Below are 26,980 nucleotides of genomic sequence, written 5' to 3'. Positions count from 1 at the left end.
CGCCGACCATTGCCCGCGATCGTTGCCTCGCTCACGCCACCTGACTACGCCGTGCGCGCTCCAGATGCACCAGCAGCAGTGAGATCGCTGCCGGGGTCATGCCCGGGATGCGTTGTGCCTGGCCGATGTGTTGCGGTCGTACGCGTTCGAGTTTCTGTTGCACTTCGATCGACAGGCCGCGCACGCTGGCGTAATCGAAGCCTTCGGGGATCGGCGTGGTTTCGTGACGTTGCTGACGCGCGATGTCGTCGCGCTGGCGATCCAGATAGCCGGCGTACTTGACGCTGATCTCGACCTGCTCGGCCACCTGCGTATCGTCCACGCCCGGCCCCAGGGTCGGCACCCGCATCAAGGTGGCGTAGGTGAGTTCGGGGCGCTTGATCAGATCCAGCACGTTGGTTTCTCGGCTGACCGCCACGCCCAGCGCATCGGCCACCTCACGGCCCAGCGCATTGCCCGGTGTGGCCCAGAGCGCCGACAACCGCGCGGTTTCGCGCTGCACGGCCTCCTGTTTGGCCGAAAAGCGCGCCCAGCGCGCGTCGTCGACCAGACCCATCTCGCGACCGACACCGGTCAGCCGCGCATCGGCATTGTCCTCGCGCAGCTGCAGCCGATATTCGGCGCGGCTGGTGAACATGCGATACGGCTCGGTGGTGCCGTGGGTGATCAGATCGTCGACCAGCACGCCCAGGTAGGCTTGGTCGCGGCGCGGCGACCACGCGGGCAGGCCCTGCACATGGCGCGCGGCATTGAGCCCGGCCAGCAGACCTTGTGCGGCGGCCTCTTCGTAACCGGTGGTGCCGTTGATCTGCCCGGCGAAGAACAGCCCGCCCACCGCCTTGGTTTCCAGCGAGGCCTTGAGCCCGCGCGGGTCGAAGAAGTCGTATTCGATCGCATAGCCGGGGCGGGTGATATGCGCCTGCGCAAACCCGTGGATCGAGCGCACCAGTGCCAGCTGCACGTCGAACGGCAGCGAGGTGGAGATGCCGTTGGGGTAGATCTCGGCCACTTCCAGGCCTTCGGGCTCGACGAAGATCTGGTGGCTGGTCTTCTCGGCGAAGCGCACCACCTTGTCTTCGATCGACGGGCAATAGCGCGGGCCGATGCCTTCGATCTGCCCGGAATACAGCGGCGAGCGATGCAGCGCGTTGCGAATGATGTCGTGGGTGTGCTCGGTGGTCTGGGTGATCCAGCAGCTGACCTGGCGCGGATGGTCGCTGAGCTGGCCCATGAACGACATCACCGGCAGCGGGTCGTCGCCTGGCTGCTCGGCCATCACGTCGTAGTCGAGCGTGCGCCCATCGATGCGCGGCGGCGTACCGGTCTTGAGCCGGTCGATCGCGAACGGCCGCTCGCGCAGGCGCGCGGCTAGCGTGGTGGCCGGCGGGTCGCCCATGCGCCCGGCCGCGTACTGGGTCTCGCCGACGTGGATCTTGCCGGCCAGGAAGGTGCCGGCGGTCAGCACGACCGACGGCGCTTCGAAGCGCAACCCGGTCTGGGTGATGACCCCGCGCACGCTGTCGGCTTCGGACGTGCCGTTGTGGATGATCAGGTCGTCCACCGCCGCCTGGAACACGGTCAGGTTGGGCTGGGCCTCGACGATGCAACGGATGGCGTTGCGATAGAGGTTGCGATCGGCCTGGCAGCGCGTGGCCCGTACCGCAGGCCCCTTGGACGCATTGAGCGTGCGCCACTGGATGCCGGCCAGATCCGCCGCGCGCGCCATGGCGCCTCCCAGGGCATCGATCTCCTTGACCAGGTGCCCCTTACCGATTCCGCCAATGGCCGGGTTGCAGCTCATCGCGCCCACCGTCTCGATGTTGTGGGTCAGCAGCAAGGTGCGGGCACCGGCGCGCGCGGACGCCAGCGCGGCCTCGGTGCCGGCATGGCCGCCGCCGATCACGATGACGTCGTAGCGGTAGAAAGAGTCGGACATGGGCCTGGACTGATCAGAAAAAAGAAGGGAACGGCCGCGGAAGTATCGGCTGAAGCGCTCGCATGGTCACTAAATCGAAAAATATGTGATGTAAGTCACATTATTGAATGGTGACCCTCAAGTTGGCATGTTTTGTGCGGATATCCCTACTGCACCCGTCGTGGCATTGCGACATGGGCGCAAAGGCTGGAATTGGAACAGGGGCCAGCCGCGCGTGCGATGGGGTAGCGTAAGGGTCGGTAGTCGGGGGACTGCCGACCCTTATTTTTTTGCGCTTTCTGCGCATAGGTGTCTGCTTTCTTCTGCAGCGGCGCTTGTCCACCACGATCGAAACAAAAACAGAAAGCCCCGGCATGCCGGGGCTTTCTGCGTCGTAGGCGCCGATATCCGACAGGGCCGGAACAGGGGGGATCCAGATTTCCCTGTCGGACATCGACATAAGTCGGTCCGTGGGACGGGCCGGGTCAGAAGATGACGTGGCGGGTCACACAGAGTGCCTAGCTTGCAGCCAATCGTCAGCTGAACGCAAGCCCCCAATATCGTCAATTGTGGGCTCTGTCGCAGTCAGGAACTCAAGGAATCTGTTCGCGGGTGTTACGCGGTGCCGTTTGCCGTTGAATCTCGCGAATGACCCGGGGTGGTGCCCCGATACGCGGCGGCTGTGCGCCGCTTGCCGGCGGGCGGTTGGCTTGTTGCGGACGCGAGCCGCTGGGGCGCTGCCCATTGTTAAACGACCCGTTCGGGCGTGGCGGGCGGTACTGCGGACGACGATCGTACGGCCTGTAGTAATAGCCGCCGCCGCGGTAGACCGGGTACACCGGATAGTCGTACAGGCCGATCGAACCGGCACCGTAGCCGTACGGCATGCCGTATGGGTTGCCGTAGTAATAAGGGGAATAGCCGGGCGGATAGCGATACTGCACGGCAGGTGCGCCGCGGTAATAGCCGCCCGACCCAGCGCCGGTGTAGTCGTAGGTTGCGCAGCCGCCCAGGGTCAACAGCCCGGCGGCGAAGATCAGACGGAATTTCATGAATGGTGCCCTCCTGCAACCATGGTGTCACTTTCGAGCCGATGCATTGAATCGGTCCTTAATTGTGCGGCAACGCGGCGCTTTTTCATCGATCCAGCATGCGCGGCGGCCGTGCGTGCGACCCGTGAAGAGGAGGCGATACGTTAATCTTGCAGGCATGATCGAGACGGTCCCTCTTGCCCATTCCGATGTCCTGCAGGCCGCTGCGCGGATCGCGCCGCACTGCGCGCCGACACCATTGCTGACATCGCACAGCCTGAATGCGCTCAGCGGTGCGCAGCTCGTCTTCAAAGCCGAGCATCTGCAGCGCAGTGGGGCATTCAAGTTCCGCGGTGCCTGCAATGCGGTGTGGTCGCTGCCGGATGAATTGGCTGCGCGCGGTGTGGTGACGCATTCGTCCGGTAATCACGGCGCGGCGCTGGCGCTGGCCGCACGCACGCGCGGCATCGGCTGCCATGTGGTGGTGCCCGAAGGCGCCGTGGCCGCCAAGCTGGCCAATATCTCCCGGCACGGCGCCACCTTGTGGCGCTGCGCACCGACCATCGCCGCGCGTGAACAACTCTGCGCCGAGGTGCAGGCCAGCAGTGGTGCCACGCTGGTGCACCCCTATACCAATGTCGCGGTGATTGCCGGGCAGGGGACGGCCACCCTGGAGCTGCTGCATCAAAGCGGTGGGCTGGACGTGCTGGTGGCGCCGGTCGGCGGTGGCGGGCTGGCGGCCGGTGCCGCCCTGGCGCTGCGATCCGCACCCAACTGCGCGCTGGTGCTGGCCGAGCCGGCCGGCGCAGCCGATACCGCGCGTTCGCTGGCGGCCGGGCAGCGGCTGGTCGATTTCGTGCCGGACACGGTGTGCGACGGTCTGCGCGGCACCTTGGGCGCGCCCAACTTCGCGCTGCTGCAGCACGCTGGTGCGCAGGTGATCACGGTCGACGATGCCGCCGTGGTGCAGGCGATGCGGCTGGTCTGGCAGATGCTCAAGCAAGTGGTTGAGCCGTCTTCGGCAATCACCCTGGCGGCGGTGCTGGCCGAGCCGGCGCGGTTCGCCGGGCGGCGGGTGGGCTTGATCCTGTCCGGCGGCAATGTCGATCTGGACGCCTTGCCATGGGCCGCGGCGTGACCAGGCGCGTGCGCAGGCTCGGCCTGTGGGGCTGGGGCTGGCGATTGTGCATGCTGGGGTTGATCTGGCTGGTGGCGGTGGCGGGCTGGATCGTGTGGATCGGCGATCGCGATCAGGCCGCGCCGGCGGATGTGATCATCGTGCTGGGTGCGGCTGCCTACGATGCGCGGCCTTCGCCGGTGTTCGAAGAACGCATCCGGCATGCGCTGGACCTGTATGCGCAGGGCTATGCGCCGCACCTGTTGTTTACCGGCGGCTTCGGCACCGGCGCGCGCTTTGCCGAATCGCAGGTGGCCCGACGCTATGCGCTGCGCCATGGTATCCCGCCGGACGCCATCGTGATCGAAACCACATCGCGCACCACCCGGCAGAATCTGCAGCAGGCGCGCACGCTGATGGAGCGGCACGGCATGCATCGGGCGATCATCGTCAGCGACCCGCTGCACATGGCGCGCGCGCTGCGGCTGAGTCAGGAACTGGGCATTGACGCGCTGGCCTCGTCCACGCCGAGCACGCGCTTTCGCAGCTTCCACACCAGTTGGCGCTTCCTGTTGCAGGAGGTGTATTACTTCCACCGCGATCTGGTGGTGCAAGGGCCGTGACTGCGGGCCTATGATGCGGCTTTCCCAGCGGCAGGTTCGAGCATGAGCGAGACCCATCGGCAACACGCCATCGGCCTGGTCCAGGCCTACTACGCAGCATTCAATCGTGGCGACTGGGACGGCATGTTGGCGTTTCTGGCCGACGACGTCGCCCACGACCTCAATCAAGGGACGCGCGAAATCGGCCGCGCCGAATTTGCCGCCTTCCTGCAACGCATGAACGGCAGTTACCGCGAGCAATTGCGCGATGTCGTCGTCATCGCCAACGACGATGGCACCCGCGTCGGCGCCGAGTACGTGGTGCATGGCGTCTATCACACCACCGACGAGGGCCTGCCGGAGGCAACCGGGCAGACCTATGTGCTGCCGGGTGGTGCGTTCTTCGACGTGCAGAGCGACAAGATCACCCGCGTCACCAACTACTACAACCTGCAGGAATGGATCGCGCAGGTGTCGCGCTGACTGCGTGGCCTGCGCGCGCTGCTCGGTAGGTCGAATCGATCCTTATGCAGCATCCGATAGGCGCGATGCGGCGTGGATCGTAGGCAGCATCGCGTGCCTTCGCGCTTCTACGGGCGCTTGCCGATCTTATCGGCGGGAGGTCCTCGCATCAGCGGCGCGCTTGCCTGATCACGGCAGGCGTTACAGCAGCACCACTGCGACCACTACCAGCACGAAGATGCTCCACTTGAGCACCTGGTACAGCGGGTTGTTGCGTTCCTTCAGTGCCTTGGCCTTGAGGCGCGCGGCATAGAAATAGCGGAACACGCGGTTGATGCCGCCAGTCTTGTCGCCTTCCTGATTGGGCGAGGCACCGGCCGAGAGCAGGCTGCGGCCGACGAAGCGGTTCACCGCCGCCGCCCAACGCCAGCGCATCGGGCGTTCGATATCGCAGAACAGGATGATGCGGTCCTGGTCGGTGTCGTTGCGCGCGTGGTGGATATAGGTCTCGTCGAACATGGTCCACTCGCCGTCGCGCCAGCTATGGCGCTGGCCGTCGACGTCGATGAAGCAGCGGTCGTCGTTGGGCGTGGCCAGGCCAAGGTGCAGGCGCATGGACCCGGCGAACGGGTCGCGGTGCGGGCGCAGCTCGCTACCCGGCGGTAGTTCGGCAAACATCGCCGCCTTTACCGTGGGGATGGACTTCAGCAACGCGGTGGTCTGCGGGCACAACGCGGCCGCCGACGGGTGCGCGGTGCCGTACCACTTCAGATAGAAGCGCTTCCAGCCGCGGCGGAAAAACGAGTTGAAGCCGATATCGGTATAGCCGTCGGCGGCGCGGATCTTCTGCATCTGCTGCAACGCCACCGCTTCGTCGCGGATCACCGGCCAATTGGCGCGCAGCGGCGCCAGCTCGGGGAATTCCTTGCCCGGATCGATGAACGGCGTGGTCGGCACGCGCGAACACAGGTACATCAGCGTGTTGATCGGTGCCATGAAGGTGGAATGGTCCAGCAACTGCCGGCTGAGCCGGTGCCGCACGCGACCGCGATAATGGATGTAGAGCGCCGATGCGATGAACAGCGCGATGAGGAGCCACTTCAACATGGGGCAGGCCGATTGGGGGCGGGGGGCCGCAAACGTGAGAGAGGCTGCCAACAAGCGCACGCAGCAATGCTGCGCCGTGTCGGTAGCCACCCACCATCGAACAAGGTGAGCCGCAGCAGGGACGTACGGCCAGTAACTTCAGAATTCTAGCAAGTGTGGCCGCCGAGCCTGACAGGTGCGCATTGGCATGGACGCAATACGCTGTGTCTCACCGGCAGTGGCTGCGCAACTTCTAGCGTTCTTTACCGACGCTCAGTCGATGCGACGACGGATCGGGATTGCGCTGACCGGAACGCTGGCGACGTCGTGCCCGTGTTCGCGGATGGGTGCGCCCGGTGCCGGTGCCCAGGCGTGGGCGTAGATCACTTCCCAGGAACTGGGCAGGGTGCCGTCCGGCCGCCGCAACGGTTCGTAGGCCGCGCTGGCGGCGGCAAACCGGCCGCGTCCGGTGAGCGTGGCGCGGCGGTTGCTGAGCGCATTGGTCGCGCCCATCGCACGGAGTTCGCGCATCAACGCGGGCAGGTCGTTGTAGGTCAGGGTGAACAGGTCGCGGTCCAGCACCGGATCGCGGAAACCGGACATCAGCAGGGCATCGCCGAATTGGGCAATCGGCGGAAAGCGGCTGACGTGCGGGGCCGGGTCGGTTTGCGCGAAGGCCTCGCGCAATTCGATCAGCGTTTCCGGGCCGAAGGTAGAGCACAGCAGCAGCCCGCCCGGGCGCAGCGCGCGGCGGAATCCGGCGAACACGGCCGGCAGGTCTTCCACCCACTGCAGGCACAGATTGCTGAAGATCACATCCACGCTGCCGTCGGCGACGGGCAGCGCGCGCGCATCGGCACACACCTGTGCGAATGGCTTCCACCAGCCGGCCGCCTTGCGCGCCTGGCGCAGCATCGGCAGGGCTTGGTCGACCGCGATGACCTGCGCCTTTGGCCAGCGCTTCTTGATCGTGCCGCTGGCATGACCCGGGCCGGCGCCGACATCGAGCACCACCTTGGGCACCTGCTCGCCCAGATAGTCGAGCGATTCGAGCAGGCGCGCTTCCGCTTCGCGCTGGAGCGCGGCGGCGGCAGTGTAGGTGCTGGCGGCACGCGCAAAGGCGCGGCGGACGTGGCGGGGATCGAAAGTGCTATTCATGGCGCCGCTATTGTCGCCGCTGGCAGAGGCGGAGGGAATCGATGCGTCGTGCGCGGCCCTGCGCTAGAACGTGCCGGGATAGCTGCCGCCGTCGATCAGCAGATTCTGCCCGGTGATGTAGCCGGCCTGCGCGCTGCACAGGAAGGCGCAGGCTGCGCCGAACTCGTCCGGCTCGCCAAAACGCGCGGCCGGGATGCCCGCACGTTTGCGCTCGGCGACGTCGTCGGCGGTGCCACCTTGTTGTTGCGCGATGGCGGCGAAATTGCCGCGCAGCCGGTCGGTAAGGAATTGCCCGGGCAGCAGATTATTGATGGTGACGTTGTCGGCCACGGTGCTGCGCGCCAAACCGGCGACGAAGCCGGTGAGGCCGGCGCGGGCGCCGTTGGACAGGCCGAGGATGTCGATCGGCGCCTTCACCGCGCTGGAGGTGATGTTGACGATGCGACCAAAGCGGCGGGCGCGCATCCCATCGACGGTGGCGCGGATCAGCTCGATCGGCGCCAGCATGTTGGCATCCAGTGCGCGCAACCAGTCCTCGCGTTCCCATTGACGAAAATCGCCCGGCGGCGGGCCGCCTGCGTTGTTGATCAGGATGTCGACCTGCGGGCAGGCTGCGAGTGCGGCGCTGCGTCCTTCCGGCGTGGCGATGTCGGCGGCCACGCTGCGCACTTCGCCAGCGCCGGGAAGCGCGCGCACTGCGTCGGCAGCTTGTTCCAGTACATCACGGCCGCGCGCGGCGATCACCAGATTGACGCCTTCGCTGGCCAATGCGCGTGCGCAGCCCAAGCCCAGCCCTTTGCTTGCGGCGCAAACCAACGCCCAACGGCCAGCGATTCCAAGATCCATGCGGTGTGTCCTCGATCAGCGATGGCGCATGATCGACGATCCGCTCATGGCACGGACGCAACGAAGCGTTGCAGCGCCTCGCTCACCTGATCGGCATGACCGAGAAACGGTGCGTGGCCCCCGCCGGCAATGGTGAGCGCCTGCGCGTGCGGGCTGAGCGCGGCGGCGGCATGCATGCCGGCGGCAGGCACCAGGCGATCGCGTTGCCCGGCGATCCACAGGCTGGGGCGTGCGAGTTGCGGTACGGCGCGACGCAGGTCGGTGCGTTCGAGCAGGGTGAGGCCTTGCTGCAATGCCTCCGGCGCCGGTTCGCCACGCGCGGTGAGCGTCTCGCGCAGGCTGCGCAGTTCGCTGCGTGCATGCGCCGAGCCAATCGTGTCCAGCGCAAGAAAACGCTCCAGGGTGCCGCGGTAGTCACGCGACAACTCGGTACCAAATTGCACGAACACCTCGCGCTGGACGGCATCGGGCCAATCGCTGCCGCGCACAAAACGCGGCGTTGCGGCGATCATCGCCAGCCCGCGCACCTGCGGCAGGGTGGCGGCCGCATGCAGCGCAAACAGCCCGCCCAACGACCAGCCGAGCCACACCGCTGGCGGCGTGGCTGCCGCAATCTCGGCGACCACGTACGGCAGCGCCAGCGGTGTGCTGTCGTCGCGACTGAAGCCGTGCCCGGGCAGGTCGACCAGATGCAATTGATAGTGCGGCGCCAGACGCTCCACCAGCGGTGCGAACACCCCGCCGTGCAGTGCCCAGCCATGCAGAAGAACCAGCGCAGGCCCGTGGCCGATGACATCGATATGCATGCGCGCATTGTCGCCGATTGTTGCGGACCGGTCAGGGTTGAGGAAGCCACGTTGGTGCTGCGACAGGGTTCACAAAGACGGGATCGTGGCGGCCTTGGCGTCGATTGCAGTTTGCCGATGGGTGCTTGGGTATGTCGGTACGGCGCTGCTGCGGCGCGTCCGCGTCAGTGCGTGGCGACTGCACGCAGCGCGCCGATCTTCGGGGCCAGCAACGCCCGCTGCGTGCGCGCGTAACCGCGCCAGTGCCAGCGCGCTGGCCAGCACCAGCGACGTGTGCGCCGCGCCTGGATCTCGGCTGCCAACCAGTCGGGATCGAACCCGTCCCACACGCCGTACACGCTGCGCAGGTTGCCGATCAGGACCGGATGCACTTCGTGCAACAACATCCTGCGTAACGCTTCCAGGGTGAACGGGGAGGCAGCCAGCACGCGCGCGATGCTGTCGTCGTCGCGCCTGTCACTGTCCAGGTACAACCGCGATAACGCTTCCCACACGCGGTGTTGCGCTGTGGCGGCTGTGCCTGGTGTCGCTGGCGACATGTCAGTGCACAGATGGGATTGGATGCGAGCGCGCACCCGCTGCACAGTCGGTGCGATGCATGCGATCCGTGTCGCACCGAAACATCACCACATTGGTTGTCGCCTGACATGCCTGTGCCTTGTGCAGTCAATGCATTGCTTGAGTGGCCCGCGGTGGTTTCAGCGCAGGCCATGCACGCACTGCGGCTCGCTTCAGGCAGACGCACGCAGCGGCTGCCGGCTGACCACATCGCGCGCCTGCACGATGGCGTCGATCAGCGCCTGCACCTGCTGCGGCGTATGCAACGCGGACAGCGTCACGCGCAGGCGCGCCTTGCCTTCGGGCACGGTGGGCGGACGAATGGCGCCAACCATAAAGCCTGCCTGTTCGAGTGCGGCCGACATCGCCATGACGGTTGCTTCTTCGCCGCACAACACTGGCTGGATCGGTGTGTCGGAGGCCATCAATTCGAAGCCGTGCTTGCGCGCGCCATCGCGAAACGCAGCGATCAATTCGACCAGACGCGTCCGCCGCCAGTCGTCGCGACGCGCCAGGCGCACGGCTGCCAGCGTGGCGGCGACCTGCGCCGGCGGCAATGCAGTGGTGTAGATGTACGGGCGCGCGGTTTCGGCCAGATGGCGGATCAGCGCCTCGTGGCCTACGACCACGGCGCCGTAGCCACCGAGCGCTTTGCCCAGGGTCACCAATTGCAATGGCACTTCGGCCACGCCCAGCCCGGCATCGGCCACGCAGCCGCGACCTTGCGGACCGAGCACGCCAACACCATGCGCATCGTCCACATAAAACAGGGCTTCCTGCATGCGAGCCACCAGGCTCAACGCGCGCAGCGGCGCGACATCGCCATCCATGCTGAAAACACCGTCGCTGACCAGCATCGCCGCACCCTCGGGCGAGCCCTTGAGCTGACGCATCGCGCCTTCCACATCCAGATGTGGATAGCGCCGCAGCCGGCAACCAGCCAGCCGCGTGGCATCGAGCAGGCTGGCGTGATTGAGCCGGTCCTGCACGCAGACATCGTCTTCTTCGCTGAGCAGTGCCTGTTGCACCGCCAGATTGGCGATGAAACCGCTGCCGAACAGCAACGCCGACGGATAGCCCAGCCATTCGGCGATTTCGCGCTCAAGCGTTTCGTGCGCGGTGTGGTGGCCGCAGATCAGATGCGAGGCGGTGGCGCCGGCGCCATCGCGGGCAGCGGCATCCTGCAGCGCGGCGACCACTTCGAACTGTTGCGACAGACCCAGATAGTCGTTGGAGCAGAAACCGGTCAACCAGCGGCCGTCGATTTCCAGCCGCACGCCATCGCGGCGGCCGACCTGTCGCCGCACCCGCACCCGTTCCTGGGCCACGCGCAACTTGCGCAGCGACGAAATCCGTTCGTGCAGATCGGGGCGAGCCATGCGGGCGTTCAACGGCAGAGAAGGGCCGCTAGCGTAGCGTGCCGGGCTCAGCGCGCCCAGCCGGCACCGACGACCGGTGCCGGGCCCATGCTCAGGCGGCGTGCTCGCAGGCAGCGCTGCGGGTGATCTCCGCATGCACGGTGCCGGGGTGATCGTGCTCGGCCGCATCGACCGTGATCTGCATCGGACGCAGGCCCAGGCGCTGGAACAGGGCCTGGTCGCGCTCGGTGTCCGGGTTGCCGGTGGTGAGCAGTTTCTCGCCGTAGAAGATCGAATTGGCACCGGCCAGGAAGCACAGCGCCTGCAGTTCGTCGCTCATCGCTTCGCGGCCGGCGGACAGACGTACCATCGACTTGGGCATGGCGATGCGCGCCACCGCGATCATGCGGACGAACTCGAACGGATCCAGCTGCTGGGTGCCATGCAGCGGGGTACCGGGCACCTGCACCAGTTGGTTGATCGGCACCGAATCCGGGTGCGCGGGCAGCGTGGCCAGCGCCAGCAACAAGCCGATGCGGTGTTCACGGGTTTCGCCCATGCCGACGATGCCGCCGCAGCAGGTCTTCAGACCGACATCGCGCACATGTTCCAGCGTGTTCAGGCGGTCCTGGTACTGGCGGGTGTGAATGATCGAGTCGTAGTAATCCGGCGCGGTGTCCAGATTGTGGTTGTAGTAGTCCAGCCCGGCGTCCTTGAGCGCACGCGCCTGGCCGGCGTCCAGCATGCCGAGCGTGGCGCAGGTCTCCAGGCCCATGGCTTTGACCTCGCGGATCATCGCGGCCACCTTGGGGATGTCGCGCTCCTTGGGCGAGCGCCAGGCCGCGCCCATGCAGAAGCGCGAGGCGCCGGCGGCCTTGGCCTGGCGCGCCTTGGCGACCACTTCTTCGGTCTCCATCAGCTTCTGCGCAGTCACGCCGGTGTCGTAGCGCTGCGCCTGCGGGCAATAGGCGCAGTCTTCCGGGCAGCCACCGGTCTTGACCGACAGCAGCGTGGAGACCTGCACCTGCGCCGGGTCGAAATGTGCGCGGTGCACGCTGGCCGCGTGATGCAGCAACTCGGGGAACGGCAGATCGAACAACGCCTGCAGCTCTTTGCGATCCCAGTCATGGCGGACGACAACAGACATCGGAGTTTCCTGACAGTCAGCGGCTTGGAAGCCAGGCAGTCTGGTGAGCATGGAAGAGGCTGTCAACTTCAACGGGGTGCGCTCGGTTTACAGGTGGCCGCAGCGGGTGCTGCGGCTACTGCTGCCGAGCCTGTGTCTGGTCTGTGCGGAAGCCGGCACGCCTGACGGCGATCTCTGCCCCGCGTGTCGCGCCGCCTTGCCCGATCATGGCCATGCCTGCCTGTGCTGCGCCACCCAGCTGTTCGCCTCCGATGGGGTGGCGTTGTGCGGGCAGTGCCTGCAGGAACCTCCGCCGCTGCAGCGGGTGCATGCCTGCTTCACCTATCGCTGGCCGGTGGACGGGCTGCTGCGGCGGTTCAAATTTCATCAGGACCTGGCGGCGGGCCGCCTGCTTAGCGACCTGATGGCCCGGCGCTGTGCGGGGCTGCCACGCCCGCAGGCGTTGGTGCCGGTGAGCCTGCACCGGCAGCGCCTGCGCCAGCGCGGTTACGACCAGGCGCTGGAGTTGGCCCGACCGCTCGGCCGCGCGCTGCGGCTGCCGTGCCTGCCGTTGCTGCGCCGCGTGCGCGCGACCGCGCCGCAATCCGAGCTGGACGCGATCGAGCGGCACCGCAATCTGCGTGATGCGTTCGTGGCCTGCGGCCCGTTGCCGGCACATGTGGCGCTGGTGGACGACGTGATGACGACCGGCGCGACGCTGCACGCCGCGGCGAAGGCATTACGCAAGGCGGGTGTTCAACGGGTGGATGCATGGGTCTGCGCGCGGGTGCCGTGATCGAGATTGTTGCGGTCTGCGTGTGCGGCTGCGTCCGTACCCTCACCCCAGCCCGAACCCTGCTCCCGTAGGAGAGGGGCTTTGTCTAGCGGCAGCGCGGTGGATGGCGATGCTGCTTCGGCGGGTGGAGGGCGGAGGACTCGACGAGGAGTAGAGCCGTCAACGATGCCTGCACGCGTTGAAGCCTCACGCGCAATCTCAACATCTGATCTGTAATCGACGGATTCCCGAATCCGAATCCGCGCGCTAACGCCCCGCCACCGCCACTGCGATGCCGACGAAGATCGCCAGGCCAACCCAGTTGTTGTGCAGGAAGGCGCGGAAGCAGGGGCCACGCTCGCGGTGGCGGGCGATGCGGAATTCGTAGGCCACCAGGAGCGCCGCAACGCCCAGGCCGGCCCAGTACGCAGCACCGAGATCAGCGCGCAGACCAACCAGCACCAGCGTCGCGAACATCAGCGCATACAAGAAACCTTGAGCCACCAGATCGAATTTGCCGAACAGGATGGCGGTGGACTTGCTGCCCATGCGGATGTCGTCGTCGCGGTCGACCATGGCGTACCAAGTGTCGTAAGCGGTCGCCCACAGGATGTTGGCGGCATACAGCACCCAGCCCAGCAATGGCACGCTGCCTTGCACGGCGGCGAAGGCCATTGGAATGCCCCAGCCGAATGCCATGCCCAGATAGACCTGGGGCAGGTGGGTGTGGCGCTTGAGATAGGGGTAGCTGGCGGCCAGGAACACGCCGGGCACGCTCAGCGCGACGGTCAGCCAGTTGAGTGTGAGTACCAGCGCGAAGGCCACCAGCATCAACACCACGAACACCCACAGCGCCTCGCGCCCGGAGACCGCGCCGGTGGCCAGCGGGCGCGACTTGGTGCGCTCCACGTGCGGGTCCAGCCAGCGGTCGGCGTAGTCGTTGATGACGCAGCCGGCCGAGCGGGTCAGCCAGACCCCGGCGGTGAACACGAACAGCGTCCACAGGGGCGGCAGGCCATCGGCGGACAGCCACAACGCCCACCAGGTGGGCCAGAGCAGCAGCAGGCTGCCGATCGGGCGGTCGCCACGGACCAGCTTCCAGTATTGCTCCAGCCGCTGCGGCCACGTCAGTGCGGTCGCTGCGGGCAGTTGTTCGACACCATGCTTGCTCATGCGGCAAAGGGTAGCAGTGCGGCTCGGCCATGGTCATGTGGACGCGTGAGGCGCTGCCCGCGCGGCGGTCTTGGGATTTTCGACGCCAGGCTGTTCATTGCGTGCGGCTGGCCTCAGCGATTGAGGTTGCGAGCGGCAAGGGCCGCGGTTGGTTCAGGTGGGCTGCGGCCGGTGGTACGGCTGCAACGCAAGCTCGGCAGTGACCGCGCTCGGGCGCGTGCTCGCTCTTACTGTCAGGTTGGGGACGTTGAGCAGGCTTGCGCTCTGGCGACTGCCGCTTGAGGCGGCGACACGGTTGCACGGCTGGACCCTATGCGCTTGCACCTGGGCGTCCGGTTGCCACGCAGCCGCTGCTCGGGCCGACAGGCCGGTGTCATCACGTCTCGAGCGATGCCGTGGCTTGCCAGGTCCCGTGTCGCCCAGCCCCGTCACGCGCACGCCGGCTGTTCTGGCATAATGCGCGGCCAGGCGCTCGTAGCTCAGCCGGATAGAGTAGTGGCTTCCGAAGCCATTGGTCGGGGGTTCGAATCCCTCCGGGCGCACCAATTCGAGTTCCCGGCTTGTGCTGGGATATCCAAAAACCCTCGAGAAAATCGGGGGTTTTTGTCGTCTGTGCATCCGTAAGGTCCACCCGGATGCATTGGCACCCAGGCTGGTCGGGGTAGAGATGTGCGCCAGCCCTCAACGCAGAAGCGCAGCGATGGATGCCCCACGCAGTCAAGCGGCTTCCATGGAACGTCTTCAACGACGGCGACCAACGCTGCGTTTGGGATATGCACAGGTTGCGCGGTTTGAGCGAAGCGAGCATACAGACCTACCGACTCTTGCCGGCTGCCAACGGCCAATAAACGCTGCGCAGACTCGGCGGGCAAACACCCGCCGGGTTCTGCGGCCAACATCACCAGACAGACCTGTCTGTCTTGACTGCCGGGGGGTGGGGGGACATCGCTGGAGGCCAGGGCCTAACGGATGTTCCATTCTCCCAGCAGTGCACGCGCCCGCTGCTCGATGAAGCGGTTCGCGTTGGCCTGCGCCTGTTCGGACTCCTGCTTGGCCTCTGCTTCCCCGATGACACCCTCCTGCGCTTCTTCGAAATGCGCCATCGCCCACGTGGTCGCCGCTTCCTGCGCTGCCTTTCCCTCCACATCGTGCATGGAGATATAGGCCTTCAGTGGCGGCCACATCTCCACACGTCCGGTGAGTTCATTCCTGCTGCGCAGCAGCCTCTCCCTGGACAGCCCCAAGCCGGGATTTTGTAGGGCTTCCTGCAGCAGGCCCAGTGCAGTCTGGTGGTCCTGCGTGTGCATGAGCTTGTGCTTGAGCATCTCCGCAAAGGCGGTCTTGACGTTCCCGCGCACGGAAGGCCCGAAACCGCCCAACTGCGTCATGCCGTCCATGTTCAGTCTCTTGACGGTGTGCTCGCTCAAAAATTCACCGAAGGTGTTTCGGAATTCGGGTGATCGAATGGCCTCGGCCACCACCTGGTCCAACAGGGGCATGTCGGCCGATGTGATGGATGCGCCGAAGATCAGGGAGTTTTGCGCCAAGCCCTGGGTCCACTTGTCAAAACGCTCGCCCAGGTCGGCATCGATAGTGCGCAACACGCGCGTGAATTCGGGGACGCGGTTCCACGACGCCCCGGCCTGTTGCACCGCAGGCACCGGCGCCCGTCGCCTTCTGTCGGCCAGCCGCTGTGCCGCGCGCTGCGCGCCCTCCGGATCGCGGATCTGCAGCAGTTGGTATGCCAGATGATCCGGCACCTTGATATCGCAGCGAGCGGGCAGTCGGGCCAGCGACTGCGGAAGGGTCTGCAGGCCGGTGCCGCGCAGGTCCAGCAGTCGCAGCTGGGCGAGATCCCCCACACTGTCGGGCAGCTGCCGCAGCGCGGCGCAATCTTTGAGCGATAGTTCAGTCAAGCCGCGCAGTTGACCGATGTCTTCAGGCAAGTGCGCCAGCCGGCGGTTGGACGACAGGTTGAGTTTGTCCAGCCGGTGCAGCCGGGTGAGGCTGCCAGGAAGTTGCTCCAGCTTGGAGTTCGATGCCACCTCCAGTGACCTGAGTCCTTGCATGAGACCGATGTTTTCAGGCAACTCGCGAAAATGCGACGAGTTCGACATGCTCAATCCGGTCAATCGGCTCAGTTCAACGATGCTGGCCGGCAGGCGCGCGTAGTGCCCGGCTCCTAGCGTGAGGTTGCGCAGACCTTGCATGCGCCCCAGGTCGGCGGGCAACTCATCCAACGGGATCAACGCCAATTGAAGGGTTCTTAGATCGGACAGGCCCGTCAACGAGGCTGGCAGCTTTTTCATGCCCGGCGCGCCAACGACCTGCAAATGACGGAGATGGCGCAGCTGCCCCAGGCTGTCTGGCAGCGACTGAAGCCCGGTATGCATCAGCGTCAATTTCTGTAGCCCGTCGAGCCGGCCGATCGCATCAGGTAGCGTCGTGGCAGGGAGACCGTAGTCGAGGGCAAGCTCGGTGCTGCTGCGGGTCGCTACATTACGGATTGCCTCTGCAACGCTTTGCAGCACCTCACGCGACGTATCTCTCTGCCCGTCGTGCAGGTTGAAGCCCGTTCGCACCCGCTCTGCGATCGGCAGGCTGCGCGCAAGCCAATCGTCGATGTCGTGCTCGATGTTGTGCGGTGGCGCAGAAGACGGTCCAGCTAGCGCAACCGCGTGCCTCGACGGACGCAGAGGTGATCGGAAAGGGCGCCCTTGTCCCGGTGTTCTGGGCGGCAAGGCATCCGCCGGCGACGTGCTTTCGCGCCGTCGCGGCCGCGCGAGTAGAGGGCCCAGCAAGCCCTCTGCGGGCGAAGGTTGGCGCGAAGGCCTGTCTTCAGCCGGCGCTTGATCGGCGGTATCGGTTCGCGGACGAGAGCGCAGTAGGCGATTTACATTGAACATGGGGATATATCCTACATAGTCGGCTGGCGGCAGCGTTGCGGAGTGCAGGCTACTGCGATGCGATTGCCATCGCGGAACCGGAGCGAAAGCTTGCATCGCCCGACGAATCCGGCGCCGGTTTGCAAAGGTGCACCTGTGCGGCATACCTCCTCACCGAAAGCGGCGAATGGTTCGGCGTTCGATTTAATCGGTTTTCAGCGCGATACACACGATGGCAACGGATGATCGATCAGGTGGTGCGTCGCATCGTTCATGACACAGTATCCACGCGTGCCGACTGTCTCCATTGCAAAGACGTTGACGCTCCCGGGACGGCCTCTGGCATCCGGTCGCGTTGTCGCCTCAAGGCACGTTACGGCTGCATGCGGTGCCGCAACGTGCCTCCAGGCATCTAGAGGCACGTTCATGCAACGGCGGCCAAGCGATAGCGCAACGCATCCGCGTCGCGCGATGCTGCAGCAGGTAGTGGCTGATCGACCGGCGTTGCCTCAACGCCTACCTTCTCGAGCACCAACGCCTGCTGCAGGCCGTCTAACGGACATGTCGCTGTGGCATGCGCGTTATCTACGACGCACTCTGACATTCCTCAGATTCTGTCGCAGGTCTCCCTCGAAGTTGTCGGCGATACCTTTGGGAATAAACTGCTTGCCCACCGGGACGCCGCCGGCGTTTTCCATCTTCTGGTGGATCTCTCCGTCTTTCTGCTTGTCCAGTTGATATTCTTCGTAATGCAAGCCCGCCAAGATGGGGGCTTTGAGCATCTCGACCGATTTACTGATCGCAGAGCCGCCGACATACCCTTTTGCGAACTCAGCGGCGCTCGGCCGTTCGGCCGCCGTTTTACCCGCACCTTTGGCCACGCCCTTGGCAGTCCCCTTGGCCGCGCCCTCAGCTGCTTCCTTGGCCGCGGCTTCGGCGACTCCTTTGGCAACCCCCTTGGCCCCGATTCTGGCCGTGGGTCCGCCGATTGCTCCAACCGCTGCTCCGGCCATATTGATGCCGGCCAGCTTCAACGCAAGCGACATGTCGCCACCTTGGATTGCGGTGTCGACCACCTGCGCCGCCTGCGCCTCGCTCTCCAATGCAATCGACGCCGCGTCGGCAATTTCGCCGATCACGGGGATTCCGTTCAATGCGCTCAGGCCAACGGACATCCAGTCCAGGATCTTGCTGTCCCACTTGAGAAACTCGTGCAGGCCATGTTGGAACGTACCGACGTCCTTTTTGGGCTTCTTGGTCGCGGGCGGATCGTCCTTGCCCACCAGCATGTCCGCGACCGCCTTTTGCTGCTCGGGCGAGCTCGCCTCGTGCGTGGCCGGCGTGTCCACGGTCTTGTTGGCTGCACTCATGTGGTCATAGAACTGCCGGAAATCGTCCTGGCTGATCTTGCCCGAGTCGACGACATGGCCGCCGCCGAAAAAGTGATGAGGCTTCTTGTAGCCGGTGATCGAGTTGTTCAACAAGCCGAACAGCAGCGGATCGGCCAACAACTGCGTTGCGGCGTCTTTGACCGCCGGGTCGGCCTTGTCGTCCTTGGAGATCGCGTCGAGCTTGTCACGCGTCACTTCCTTGCCGTCACCGTAGAACGCGTCTTGATGACCGTTGATGGTGTCCAGCGTCTTCTGCTCGTCCGCGGTCAGGTGCATCTCGGAGGTGGATTTCTGCAGGAAGTCCGGTGTGCTCATCGAACCGGAATCTCCCGAAAATTCCTTCCACTCGTCCGGATGATCGCGAAAATATTGAGCAGCCGCGATCACCTGCGGAGGACACTTCCCGGTCTTGCTATCGCCATCGACGATCTTGGCGAATTCGTCCTCGCTCAGGTTGCCGGGCAGATAGTCGGAATAGCGATACAGCTCGCGCAGGGCATCGCTTTTGGTCATGACCGACGCTTTGGTCTTGTCGGGGCTATCGGATGCGATGTAGTTCTGCGTGTAGCCCTTGGCCTTCTTGTCGTTGTACTCGGCAATCTGCGGATGGTAGTACGAGAAGTCTGTCAGGTCCTGCGCCTTGATCTTGCCGCCGCACTTGCCGTCCTTCTGCGAGCCGATGGCAAAGAACAACCGTGGATCCTTCTGCAATCTTTTTAATGCTTGCTTCAAGTCAGGTTGCGTCGATGGGTCATTTATCTTTGCGTCCAGCTGATCGAAGGACAACGAGTCGACCTGGTCCTTATGCCGATCCAGGACCGAGACAGTCTCCAATTCGGATTGATTGAGCTGGCCGTCGTTCCAGGTGACCGTCGAGCCCTCCGCAGCCGGTGGCGGGTTGGAGCCCTTGATGTTCTTGGGGTTGAACTCGTCGTTCTTCCCGCCCAGCTCCTTGACCTGCGGATGTGAATCAGAGAAATCCCAAAGATCCTGCGCGCTGATCTTGCCGCCGCACTTGCCGTCTCCCTGAGAACCGATCGCAAAGAACAATCGCGGATCCTGTTTCAGGCCCTGCAATGCGGCCTTCAGGTCGGCGGGCGTGGAAGGGTCGTTGATCTTGTCGTCGAGATTCTTGTACTCGAGCGGCATCTGATCCTTGTGTGCATTCAGCGTCGAAACGATCTGAAGCTCCGACTTGGTCAGCGTGCCATCGTTCCAGGTAACTGTGGAACCTTCCAGCGCCGGCGGCGCATCCTTCCCCTTGATGTGCTTGGGGTCGAAGTCGTAGCCCAGGGATGGCCACGAGGTGCGCTTTTCAATCGGCTGGGTGGCGTCCCAATCGGATGCGGACAGCTGGGTGTTGGCATCGCTGCTTGCCGTATTTGCCGGCGCATTACCTGATGTACTGGTTGGCGTGTTGGCTTGGAGGGCCGCCAGCAGCAGGTAGATTTGCTGAAAGATGTTATCCATCGTCGATGGCAGGTCGGAGCCATTCCTGGACGAATCCGACCCGAGCAACTCCGATGAAGATGACTCGTTTAAAGAAGTGCCCAGCAGTTGGCTGGGGTTGCTCCCGGTAGACAGCGTGTTGAGCGACATATAGGCGGCCTCGCTAATGACAGAATTGGCAGAGTACCTTCGTATAAGTTGATTCTTATACGGCCGCACGGATGCGCCCATGCGGTGTAGACGTATGTTGCCAGTCTGCGCAACGTGCACCATGGCCGACGAACTATTTTGGCGAAAAAAGCGCAAAAATCGGAGGATCGATGCGTCGCCACCGAACGGTGCGGTGCGGCGCAGATGCTTGAGCGGCGATTGTTCCTGTTGCGGCCCGGCGAACTCATGCACATCGATACGACGTGCATCGCAAGACGCGGATCGTCGTGGTGTTTCGAGGTATATGCAGCGATCGTCTGTTCTCTGCCACACGGCGGCCGAAACTCCGAGTATCAGATTGTGGGCGCTGTTCTGACCGGAGGCCTGGGCTTGCTGAAAAACCAGGGGGACTTAACGGAACCTGGTTGCATGACATTTCTTTCATTGCCCGACTGGAGCCATGAATCACGGCCATGAAGCTTGTTGGGATCATCTGGGTTGCCAGATGGGACTTGCAGTGAATCAACGCGATGGCAAACGCTGCAGCTGACACTGATGATGTGCGCAGATGGTTAATCTCTCGATAACGCGCGTTGCGTCAGTAAGCCGCCTGGATGTGAGATGACCGGTGGCACCTGCAGATGCGTTTACAAAGTCCTGGATCCTGCGCTAAATCAGGGTCGCTCTCTTCCGCTTGTGTCCGCTTTGTAAAGCGTGGCGCAGGTTTCGGTTGGGCAATTTACACGCGCCCGACTTCGTATATGGCGCGGGTCGTTCGCACTGCTTCGTTGGGGCGCATATTCCGGGGCAAAACAATGTGCTGCGCGCGCTGACGCGTAGCAACCCATCGAAATTTCCTCACGGAGTACTTCAGATGACGTTGGAATCGCACAATCAAAAAGCAGCGAATACCGCTTTTTTTATCGGCCTGAGCGCGTGCCTCGGGTTACCTGGTGAGCTTGCGCAGCGGCTCGGCGAAGGCGAAACCATTCTGGGCCCTGCCGGCATGCTGTGCCGTGTCCACACGCAGGGGCAGCCAGGCGACCTGATGGCCTTCCCGGAAGTAATCTTGCCCCTGGCGGCACATGAGTTTGGAGGCGAGGAGGTGGTGACCCTGCTGTCGCTGCAGGAGCAACTGCTGACCGAATATGGCTGGCGGCTCACGCTCTCGGATCTCGGGCTGCTATGCGTCTGCCCGCTGTTGCTCGTGCGCACGCCTGAAGAGGTGGCCGCTGCACTGGACCGTGGGCAGGTGGTCGCACGTGTCGTGCTGGACGCGCTGGCGACGCAGGTCGATACGACGAAGGAGGTGGCCTCATGAAACTCTCCAGCGATATCGGCACGGCTTCCAGTAGCCGCGCAGCCTCGCGTCTTCCCGTACAACCAACGCAGGCCGAAGAAGTTGCTGCCCCGCGGGAAGAATGGGCGCCGACCGGCCCGCTTGCGGGCTTGGCCTCTTCCAGCGCGACGCTGCGTGGTCGCCGCGCATCTTTCTCCGGTAGCGCGAGGACAGATGCAGATGAGGATGGGACCACATACGGCGGCTCACATCGGTCCAGGTCGTCGCAATCGTCGGACGCAACGTTTTACACCGCGCACGTCGTGTTCCCACCTCCGCAAATCGAAACACCGGATGTGCCTGCCGCCGCCGCGACCTATGCCGAGCGCAGCACGGCGGCGGCCACCGAGGTGAAAGCGCAGCTACGAGCCCGCCTGGACGCCCTGCCATTTGCTGCGCCCTCGGCAGAGCAGACTGCCCTGCAGGCCAGCTATCTGGAGTGGGCCGACGCACGCGTACAGGAACGCATCACCGCCTTCGGGCCGGATGCTGGGTACCAGGCTGTTGGTGACATGAAGGCAGCGGGCAGAACAGCAACATTGCCGATCGCCTACGAATGTCTACGGTCGTTCATTACCGGTGCGATGCGTAACCCGTTCGGTCTGGCCACGGGTGCGGCCTACGCGGCCGGACGCCCGGCTGACGGGGAGGAGCTCAGTACAGCGATGGTTGCTGGTGCGGCCGCGGGGTCGGCGTCCTATACCAGCGATACATTGTTGATCCCGGCAATGGATCGGCGCGCGCGCGTTGCCAACCTGCCGAGGTTTCAGGCCATCGACCCCAAGATCCTGGTGCCCGATCCACCACCGGTCATTCTGGAAGTTACTGCTGAGGGCAAGCGCTTCACGCGTCCGGGCGAGAACAACGCGCCCACGCTTGCCGAACTCAAGGCCCAGACCTACGACCACCGCCTGTGGATCACTCAGCGCCAATCAACCTTGGATGCCCAATCACTCGATACCTTGTTGCTCAAGCCAGCGATCAATGCAGGGTTCAATGCCGCGCGCCGGACTGGTGGCAATCCGGGGTTACTGACGCCTGCCGGCCAGCTGGGGTTGAGTGCGCTGGCCATTGGCGGTGCCGGGGTGGTTCAAAAGGCATTGCTTGAAACAGGCAAAGCTGTGGCACGTACCGGCCAACTGAGTGTCCCGGATCTACTTGGCGGAGAGCAACGGCTGAATCTGTTTGTATTGGCGTTGCCCGACAAAGCGCGCCGGCCTGCGCAATGGTCGGACGCCGTGCATTTCCCGCCCAGATATTTACTGGAAACCGGAAAGGAAGCCTTGGCGTTGGCAAGGCAGGGTTTTACCAGCGCAAACGCGGTTGCCACGACGGCGCGCGACCTGCTGACCCGCCACATGCTGAGCAATGTAATGGCCAGCTTCGGCTCAATGGGGGCCGCGCGCATCATCACAGCGCCGTTGCGTGGGGGGAGCCACATCCGTGCTGCTGGCGAAGCAGCCAATTCCACGGCTGTGGTCGTGCAGCAGGCCGTGCAAACCCTATTTAACGATACGTTCTGGAATGCGCTCAAGGCCAGGAACGGCGCCAACACCTCCCAGGCGGCGCGCCTGGACAACGAACGTGCCGCACTTGCAGCCGAGCATCAACGCAGCATCGCACGAACGCTTGAGGCCCTGGCCGAGCCCGTCGACCAGGCGATCGCCAGGCTTTCGGGGCCGACACTTGCCGAGACAGAGCGTGCCATGGAGGAGGGCAGGAGCGCTGTGCCTGGCCCTGGGCCGCATGGTCAGACATTGCGTACGACCCTGGAGACATTGCGTACAGAGATCGGCGCGCAGTCCGTCTCGATCGCGACCATCGATGCGGTACGCACTGCACTGCATGAGGGGTGGGGTCAAACGTTTAGCGGAGTCCCGCGAGACGAGGCCACGCGGGCACTGGAGGGTCAGCTGCAAACGCTCAAGCGTGCATTGAATGAGAGCGAGGAACTTCGCCAGTGGCAAAGCGGGCGAGCATGAGCGCTCAGCTGCCGCGTTGATCGTCATGCGCGATGCACACTGCCGCCACAGACGTCGCTGTCGTCGCGTTTGTGGCTCGGTGGTGGTGCCTGGCCGGTTAGCGGTCCCAGCAAGGATGGAATACCGTGGCCCGTACCTCAAGCAGCCTCGTAAGCCGCTCACTGCACGGACGCAGGCATTGCATCTGCGCTCGGTTGCGCAGTCGCTTCGGACCGCGTGAGGTCACCGCGGAACTCCAACAGCAGAAAGAACTCGCCGGAAAGGCGGCCGTGTCCCGCGTCAGCGCCAACAGCATCGGTGCAGAAGGTATCGCAGCGGATGCGCGCGACGTGGAAGTCCGCGCCTGTCTTTTTTCTGTGCGGTGTCGGCCATTGCGGTGAGCTGGCAGGACAGACCCGCGATCGCTCCTCCGAGCGTATGCCGTGGAGCAAATCTGGGCAGACGCAGGCGCGTCAGGTTCGACATTCTCAAGTGAACTGACAGTCAGAGCCACTGGTGCCATGAGGCAGCTAGAGTGCCAAGCCGGGTTGAGGGGGCTGGCAAGCAGGGTTTCTGATCCATGGCAGATCGACGTCGCTGCAGCCGTGATTGACGCTGCGGCCAGATGCCAACCAGCCTGCATCAGGCGCGTAACCACAGATAGTTGCCCGTTGCGATTCCTTCGAACATCTCGTCGTGCGCAACGAAGATATTATTGTTCCAGTAACGGCCATGCTCGGCATAGTGGGCAAGCAGGTCACATATCCACGCGCCATCCACGTCGTCGTCCAGTGGTACCCGCACGATCAACACGATAACGCCGTCATCGTTCAGTCCAAGCTGTGCCTGGTCCTGCGCATACACTGAGAGATTGGCTTCGAGCAAAAGCCTGAAAACGGTCAACGTCCGCCCGGCAGGTGGTAGCCCATAGGCGATGCGCAAATACAGCGCCTCTTCTTGCGCGTCGTCTTCGGGCTGTGGCGTCGGCAGGTGCAGATAGACCTCAAAGCCTTCTACCCAAAGCACACGCCGGCTAAGCACCGACTCCACATCCGGTAAGTCCAGTGCCTCGCAGATCTGTCGAACGATGGTTTCGAATCGCGCGCCGCTCATCGTTGGTAAGGCATGCACGGGGCCCCCTACAAGCCCTGCGCATGCCTATGCCGATCACTGGCCAACGAGCTGCTTAGCGTTGTCGCCCGCCTTGCCAATGAACTTGTTCAGCGCCACGTTGAAGTCCAGATCGTTTTTGAGCATCGTGATCTTGTTGTTCATTGACTTCTGAGCCTCGTCCGAGGCTGACATATCGCCGAGAAGCGAATCCATCTGGCCGCTTGCGCCAGAGATTGCAGCACCGCCGGAAAGTCCGTTGGCTAGGCCGCCGGTTGCGCCGTCCTTAGCTTGGTGAAAACGCGAATTAATTGAGCTTATTCCCGGGAAAAGTTGCATACCAATACTCCTTCGTAGTGAGCATGTAAGGGTGCGCCTGCCGGCGCGTTTTGCTTGGTCGAAGCGACCAAGAAATCGATTTAGGGCATGCCTGCGATGTGCGCGACAATGTTGCGTGCTGCAGTGATGCCGTCATACAGGACGTTGAAGTCGTTGCGCGCAGTCTGCTCGCTCGCCGCAGACCAGTGCACGCGAATCTGTTGCGCAGTGGCATCGAGCGCTGTCTCCACGTTACGCAGCCGCTCGCCAGACAGATCCATTGCCTTGGTCTGCAAAATCTTGCTCATATCCTGGGTCACTGCATCGGTCATGGCATCGAACATGGTGGGCTCTCATTGCGCCGCTTGCTGCGGCAGGGATGTCATGTGCTTGGTACCGTCCGGCGTTTCGACATAATGCAGGCCGTCGGCGAGCAATGCCGCGTCGTAATTTTCCGGTGGTTTCACGGACGGATCTTGCTGGCTGATCTCGACGTGCAGCGCGCGGACCTCAGGCCCCAGGTCGCTGCGGACGTCGGCGATCCGGCGGCTTGCACGTTCTGCATAGTCGCTGCTGCCGGAAACCGAAAAGACGCCATTGCCCTCGTAACGTACGCTGAGTGCGGGGTCAGCCAGGGTATCGCGCAGCGTCGCCACCACCTCGTCCACCACGGCCACATTGACGGCGACGCCTGGGTAGTAGCGATGCACCTGCGTACGCAAGCGTGTAGCATCGGCGCTGCTGGGGACCAGGCCTTCGATCAGCACGCGCGTGCCGACCTTTTCTACGTGCGCTTCGCGAAAGCCCAGCTGTTTCACTAAGGCTTTGGCCTGATTGACCGCATTTTCCGGATGTTGCCGGGTGGCAGCATCGGACAAAAACGCCGGCTGCAGCGAGGGAAGCAACGCTGCGACGGCAAGCGCTAGCACGGCACCCACCGCAGTACGCAAGACGTTGCGCCTGGACGTGCGTGGCGCCGGAGTGGGCGTTGGGGAAAGCAGACTCTCCAGCAGCGCCACATCGTCTGGCCACTCGGCACCAGCATCGCCAATGCATAGCACCAGGGGGCCGAAGCGGACTGGCTGAAACGCAACAAAGGATGTTGCCGGCACCGTGTCGCTGCTATAGCGGATCTGACCATCATGGTCTACCTCGATAATGAGTGAGCAACCAGGCCAATCGTCTATTCGGATATCGGTTTGGGGATCGCTACCCAGGGTGTAACGACCTTGTGCCAAATCTAGTCGCGCGCCTGCGTGAGTTCCTGTTAGTACGCGAAGCTGCATGGTCATGGGCGAACCTCCTGAGCCGCCTGGTGTGGTTGCTCAATCAGCAGTGTGTTCAGACGAGTGATGGCATGTCTACGATCGACTGGCCTGCGCGGCTTTTCCGCATTCAGCAGTATCAGTGGGAGCAATAGGTGAAAATTACGTAACGCTGGCACCGGTTCCAACTCTGACGGCATCAGCTCCAGTAATCGCGTCCGCAAGGCCTGCAGGTTTTCCGTCGCGGTGCTCTTGTTGTACGAGCGCAGATGTTCGCGCATCAGCCTCCAGACCGTCGCAGTCAACGGGGCCACGGCAGGATGCGAAACGCTGATGGCGCGCAGCTCGACAAGCGCAGCGGCAAGTGCGCGTCGCTTGACCATCGGATCGGCGTCGCGGCTGGTCACGTAGCGATCGAGGATTGCGTCGATGCATGTGCGTACGCTGTCGCTCAATTGCTTTGGAGCGGCGCCGTGCCACGGACCCGCCTGCGGATCGTCGGCATGCGCGTTGCGGTCACCCCCTTGCTGATCGCTCTGGCCATGCTCACGGCCCTGGGCCGGAGCGATTGCCACGCTCACCCGTCCGCGCAGTGCGCACTCGCGTTTGGCTTCGATCTCTTCCTGCTCGGTGGCGTCGAATTCATCTTCCTGGCCATCCAGCGACCGCATGCCGCGTCGTCGCCTGCGCGGTGGGGCAGGGCGCAGACGCGGAGTGCGTGTCGCAGCGTCGGTAGGCGTCCCTGCGCTGGTACCTGCTGCATCGGCATGCTGATGCGAAGCACCATGCTCAATCGAAACCGAGGGCCGCAAGGTGCCGGGAGAAATGCGACGGATCATGGGAACGCCGCCTGCATCAATGCCTGGCCGAACTGCATGATCGCCGAAGCACCCCACGGCGCAGTCACCGCAATGGCAGCCACCACCACCACCAACTTGAGCGCAAACGAAATCGATGCGTCCTGCAGCGACATCACTGCCTGGATGAAGGCAATCAGCAGCCCGGCCAGTGCAGCGACACCGACCACCGGCAAGGAGACCTTGAGGCAGAGCAGCAACGCTTCGGAGGTGAATCGCACTAGATCGTCGTGGTCCATGGC

The 26,980-nt window shown here is 64.0% G+C and carries 25 protein-coding genes and 1 tRNA gene; 7 read left to right on the top strand and 19 right to left on the bottom strand.

The features are described from left to right. Positions 1–31: 31 nt before the first annotated feature. The 3 genes from mnmG to M0D43_RS09400 form a co-directional block, all read right to left on the bottom strand. Complete coding sequence (gene mnmG / locus M0D43_RS09410) at positions 32–1,936, bottom strand: tRNA uridine-5-carboxymethylaminomethyl(34) synthesis enzyme MnmG (protein WP_260808156.1); 1,905 nt, start codon at positions 1,934–1,936, stop codon at positions 32–34. Between the two features lie 100 nt (positions 1,937–2,036). Continuing rightward, the gene (locus tag M0D43_RS09405) at positions 2,037–2,375 is read right to left on the bottom strand and encodes a hypothetical protein (protein WP_260808155.1); all 339 of its coding nucleotides are present in this window, start codon (positions 2,373–2,375) and stop codon (positions 2,037–2,039) included. A 133-nt stretch (positions 2,376–2,508) separates the two neighbouring features. Further along, positions 2,509–2,967, bottom strand: a complete 459-nt coding sequence (locus tag M0D43_RS09400) for a hypothetical protein (RefSeq protein WP_252164410.1) — start codon at positions 2,965–2,967, stop codon at positions 2,509–2,511. Positions 2,968–3,124: 157 nt separating this feature from the next. On the opposite strand from M0D43_RS09400, the gene M0D43_RS09395 reads away from it, so the two are divergent. Genes M0D43_RS09395 through M0D43_RS09385 form a run of 3 tightly spaced genes read left to right on the top strand, consistent with a single transcriptional unit; the run spans position 3,125 to position 5,148 of the window. Further along, a complete protein-coding gene (locus M0D43_RS09395; RefSeq protein WP_252164409.1) occupies positions 3,125–4,084 on the top strand; it encodes a pyridoxal-phosphate dependent enzyme in 960 nt (319 codons plus the stop codon). Beyond that, a complete protein-coding gene (locus M0D43_RS09390) occupies positions 4,069–4,686 on the top strand; it encodes a YdcF family protein (protein WP_252164408.1) in 618 nt (205 codons plus the stop codon). Before M0D43_RS09395 ends, M0D43_RS09390 begins: the two co-directional genes overlap by 16 nt. 42 nt (positions 4,687–4,728) lie before the next feature. Beyond that, on the top strand, positions 4,729–5,148 hold the full coding sequence (locus tag M0D43_RS09385) for a nuclear transport factor 2 family protein (RefSeq protein ID WP_260808154.1): 420 nt from the start codon (positions 4,729–4,731) through the stop codon (positions 5,146–5,148). A gap of 180 nt (positions 5,149–5,328) precedes the next feature. Here the strand turns inward: M0D43_RS09385 and lpxO are convergent, their stop codons facing one another. The 7 genes from lpxO to bioB all read right to left on the bottom strand — a co-directional run bounded on the left by lpxO (position 5,329) and on the right by bioB (position 12,086). After that, positions 5,329–6,234, bottom strand: a complete 906-nt coding sequence (lpxO, locus tag M0D43_RS09380; protein WP_252164406.1) for a lipid A hydroxylase LpxO — start codon at positions 6,232–6,234, stop codon at positions 5,329–5,331. A 252-nt stretch (positions 6,235–6,486) separates the two neighbouring features. Then, on the bottom strand, positions 6,487–7,371 hold the full coding sequence (gene bioC / locus M0D43_RS09375; RefSeq protein WP_252164405.1) for a malonyl-ACP O-methyltransferase BioC: 885 nt from the start codon (positions 7,369–7,371) through the stop codon (positions 6,487–6,489). A gap of 63 nt (positions 7,372–7,434) precedes the next feature. After that, on the bottom strand, positions 7,435–8,217 hold the full coding sequence (locus M0D43_RS09370; RefSeq protein ID WP_260808153.1) for an SDR family oxidoreductase: 783 nt from the start codon (positions 8,215–8,217) through the stop codon (positions 7,435–7,437). Between the two features lie 44 nt (positions 8,218–8,261). Further along, on the bottom strand, positions 8,262–9,023 hold the full coding sequence (gene bioH, locus M0D43_RS09365) for a pimeloyl-ACP methyl ester esterase BioH (protein ID WP_101363011.1): 762 nt from the start codon (positions 9,021–9,023) through the stop codon (positions 8,262–8,264). 164 nt (positions 9,024–9,187) lie between these two features. After that, positions 9,188–9,562 (bottom strand): DUF7079 family protein, encoded by a 375-nt coding sequence (locus M0D43_RS09360; protein ID WP_260808152.1) that lies wholly within the window; start codon positions 9,560–9,562, stop codon positions 9,188–9,190. A 192-nt stretch (positions 9,563–9,754) separates the two neighbouring features. After that, a complete protein-coding gene (gene bioF, locus M0D43_RS09355; RefSeq protein WP_260808151.1) occupies positions 9,755–11,128 on the bottom strand; it encodes an 8-amino-7-oxononanoate synthase in 1,374 nt (457 codons plus the stop codon). Continuing rightward, the gene (bioB, locus tag M0D43_RS09350) at positions 11,052–12,086 is read right to left on the bottom strand and encodes a biotin synthase BioB (RefSeq protein ID WP_260808150.1); all 1,035 of its coding nucleotides are present in this window, start codon (positions 12,084–12,086) and stop codon (positions 11,052–11,054) included. Before bioB ends, bioF begins: the two co-directional genes overlap by 77 nt. A gap of 49 nt (positions 12,087–12,135) precedes the next feature. Between bioB and M0D43_RS09345 the strand changes: the two genes are divergently transcribed. Next, positions 12,136–12,861 carry a ComF family protein gene (locus M0D43_RS09345; protein ID WP_252164400.1) on the top strand — a complete coding sequence of 242 codons (726 nt, stop codon included), beginning with the start codon at positions 12,136–12,138 and terminating at the stop codon, positions 12,859–12,861. 246 nt (positions 12,862–13,107) lie between these two features. Here the strand turns inward: M0D43_RS09345 and ubiA are convergent, their stop codons facing one another. After that, the gene (ubiA, locus tag M0D43_RS09340; protein WP_252164399.1) at positions 13,108–14,013 is read right to left on the bottom strand and encodes a 4-hydroxybenzoate octaprenyltransferase; all 906 of its coding nucleotides are present in this window, start codon (positions 14,011–14,013) and stop codon (positions 13,108–13,110) included. A 468-nt stretch (positions 14,014–14,481) separates the two neighbouring features. Between ubiA and M0D43_RS09335 the strand changes: the two genes are divergently transcribed. Next, positions 14,482–14,558, top strand: a tRNA-Arg gene (locus M0D43_RS09335). Positions 14,559–14,975: 417 nt separating this feature from the next. Here M0D43_RS09335 and xopAE read toward each other — a convergent pair. Both xopAE and M0D43_RS09325 read right to left on the bottom strand, forming a co-directional pair. Then, on the bottom strand, positions 14,976–16,607 hold the full coding sequence (xopAE, locus tag M0D43_RS09330; protein ID WP_252165009.1) for a type III secretion system effector XopAE: 1,632 nt from the start codon (positions 16,605–16,607) through the stop codon (positions 14,976–14,978). Positions 16,608–17,479: 872 nt separating this feature from the next. Next, positions 17,480–19,888, bottom strand: coding sequence for an HrpF/NolX family T3SS translocon protein (locus tag M0D43_RS09325; protein ID WP_252165008.1), 2,409 nt, complete (start codon positions 19,886–19,888; stop codon positions 17,480–17,482). Between the two features lie 874 nt (positions 19,889–20,762). Between M0D43_RS09325 and hap3 the strand changes: the two genes are divergently transcribed. Further along, positions 20,763–21,209, top strand: a complete 447-nt coding sequence (gene hap3, locus M0D43_RS09320) for an Hpa3 family type III secretion system protein (RefSeq protein WP_252164398.1) — start codon at positions 20,763–20,765, stop codon at positions 21,207–21,209. Next, positions 21,206–23,209, top strand: coding sequence for a type III secretion system effector XopF1 (gene xopF1, locus M0D43_RS09315; protein WP_260808149.1), 2,004 nt, complete (start codon positions 21,206–21,208; stop codon positions 23,207–23,209). The genes hap3 and xopF1 overlap by 4 nt, the downstream gene beginning before the upstream one ends. 621 nt (positions 23,210–23,830) lie before the next feature. Here xopF1 and M0D43_RS09310 read toward each other — a convergent pair. The 6 genes from M0D43_RS09310 to sctS all read right to left on the bottom strand — a co-directional run bounded on the left by M0D43_RS09310 (position 23,831) and on the right by sctS (position 26,977). Continuing rightward, positions 23,831–24,301 (bottom strand): CesT family type III secretion system chaperone, encoded by a 471-nt coding sequence (locus M0D43_RS09310; RefSeq protein ID WP_252165007.1) that lies wholly within the window; start codon positions 24,299–24,301, stop codon positions 23,831–23,833. A gap of 54 nt (positions 24,302–24,355) precedes the next feature. Then, positions 24,356–24,637: an HrpE family protein gene (gene hrpE / locus M0D43_RS09305; RefSeq protein WP_252165183.1), complete on the bottom strand. Its 282-nt coding sequence runs from the start codon at positions 24,635–24,637 to the stop codon at positions 24,356–24,358. Positions 24,638–24,717: 80 nt separating this feature from the next. After that, positions 24,718–24,960, bottom strand: coding sequence for an Hrp regulator HrpD6 (hrpD6, locus tag M0D43_RS09300; protein WP_252164397.1), 243 nt, complete (start codon positions 24,958–24,960; stop codon positions 24,718–24,720). Positions 24,961–24,969: 9 nt separating this feature from the next. Beyond that, positions 24,970–25,908: an HrpD5 family protein gene (gene hrpD5 / locus M0D43_RS09295; protein ID WP_260808148.1), complete on the bottom strand. Its 939-nt coding sequence runs from the start codon at positions 25,906–25,908 to the stop codon at positions 24,970–24,972. Further along, positions 25,905–26,720, bottom strand: a complete 816-nt coding sequence (locus M0D43_RS09290; protein WP_252165006.1) for a 4-hydroxyphenylacetate catabolism regulator HpaA — start codon at positions 26,718–26,720, stop codon at positions 25,905–25,907. Before M0D43_RS09290 ends, hrpD5 begins: the two co-directional genes overlap by 4 nt. Beyond that, a complete protein-coding gene (sctS, locus tag M0D43_RS09285) occupies positions 26,717–26,977 on the bottom strand; it encodes a type III secretion system export apparatus subunit SctS (RefSeq protein ID WP_002802878.1) in 261 nt (86 codons plus the stop codon). The genes M0D43_RS09290 and sctS overlap by 4 nt, the downstream gene beginning before the upstream one ends. Between the last annotated feature and the right edge of the window lie 3 nt (positions 26,978–26,980).

It is taken from the genome of Xanthomonas prunicola (assembly GCF_025266575.1).
Lineage (GTDB): Bacteria > Pseudomonadota > Gammaproteobacteria > Xanthomonadales > Xanthomonadaceae > Xanthomonas > Xanthomonas prunicola.
This window is presented reverse-complemented; position numbering and strand designations above follow the sequence as displayed.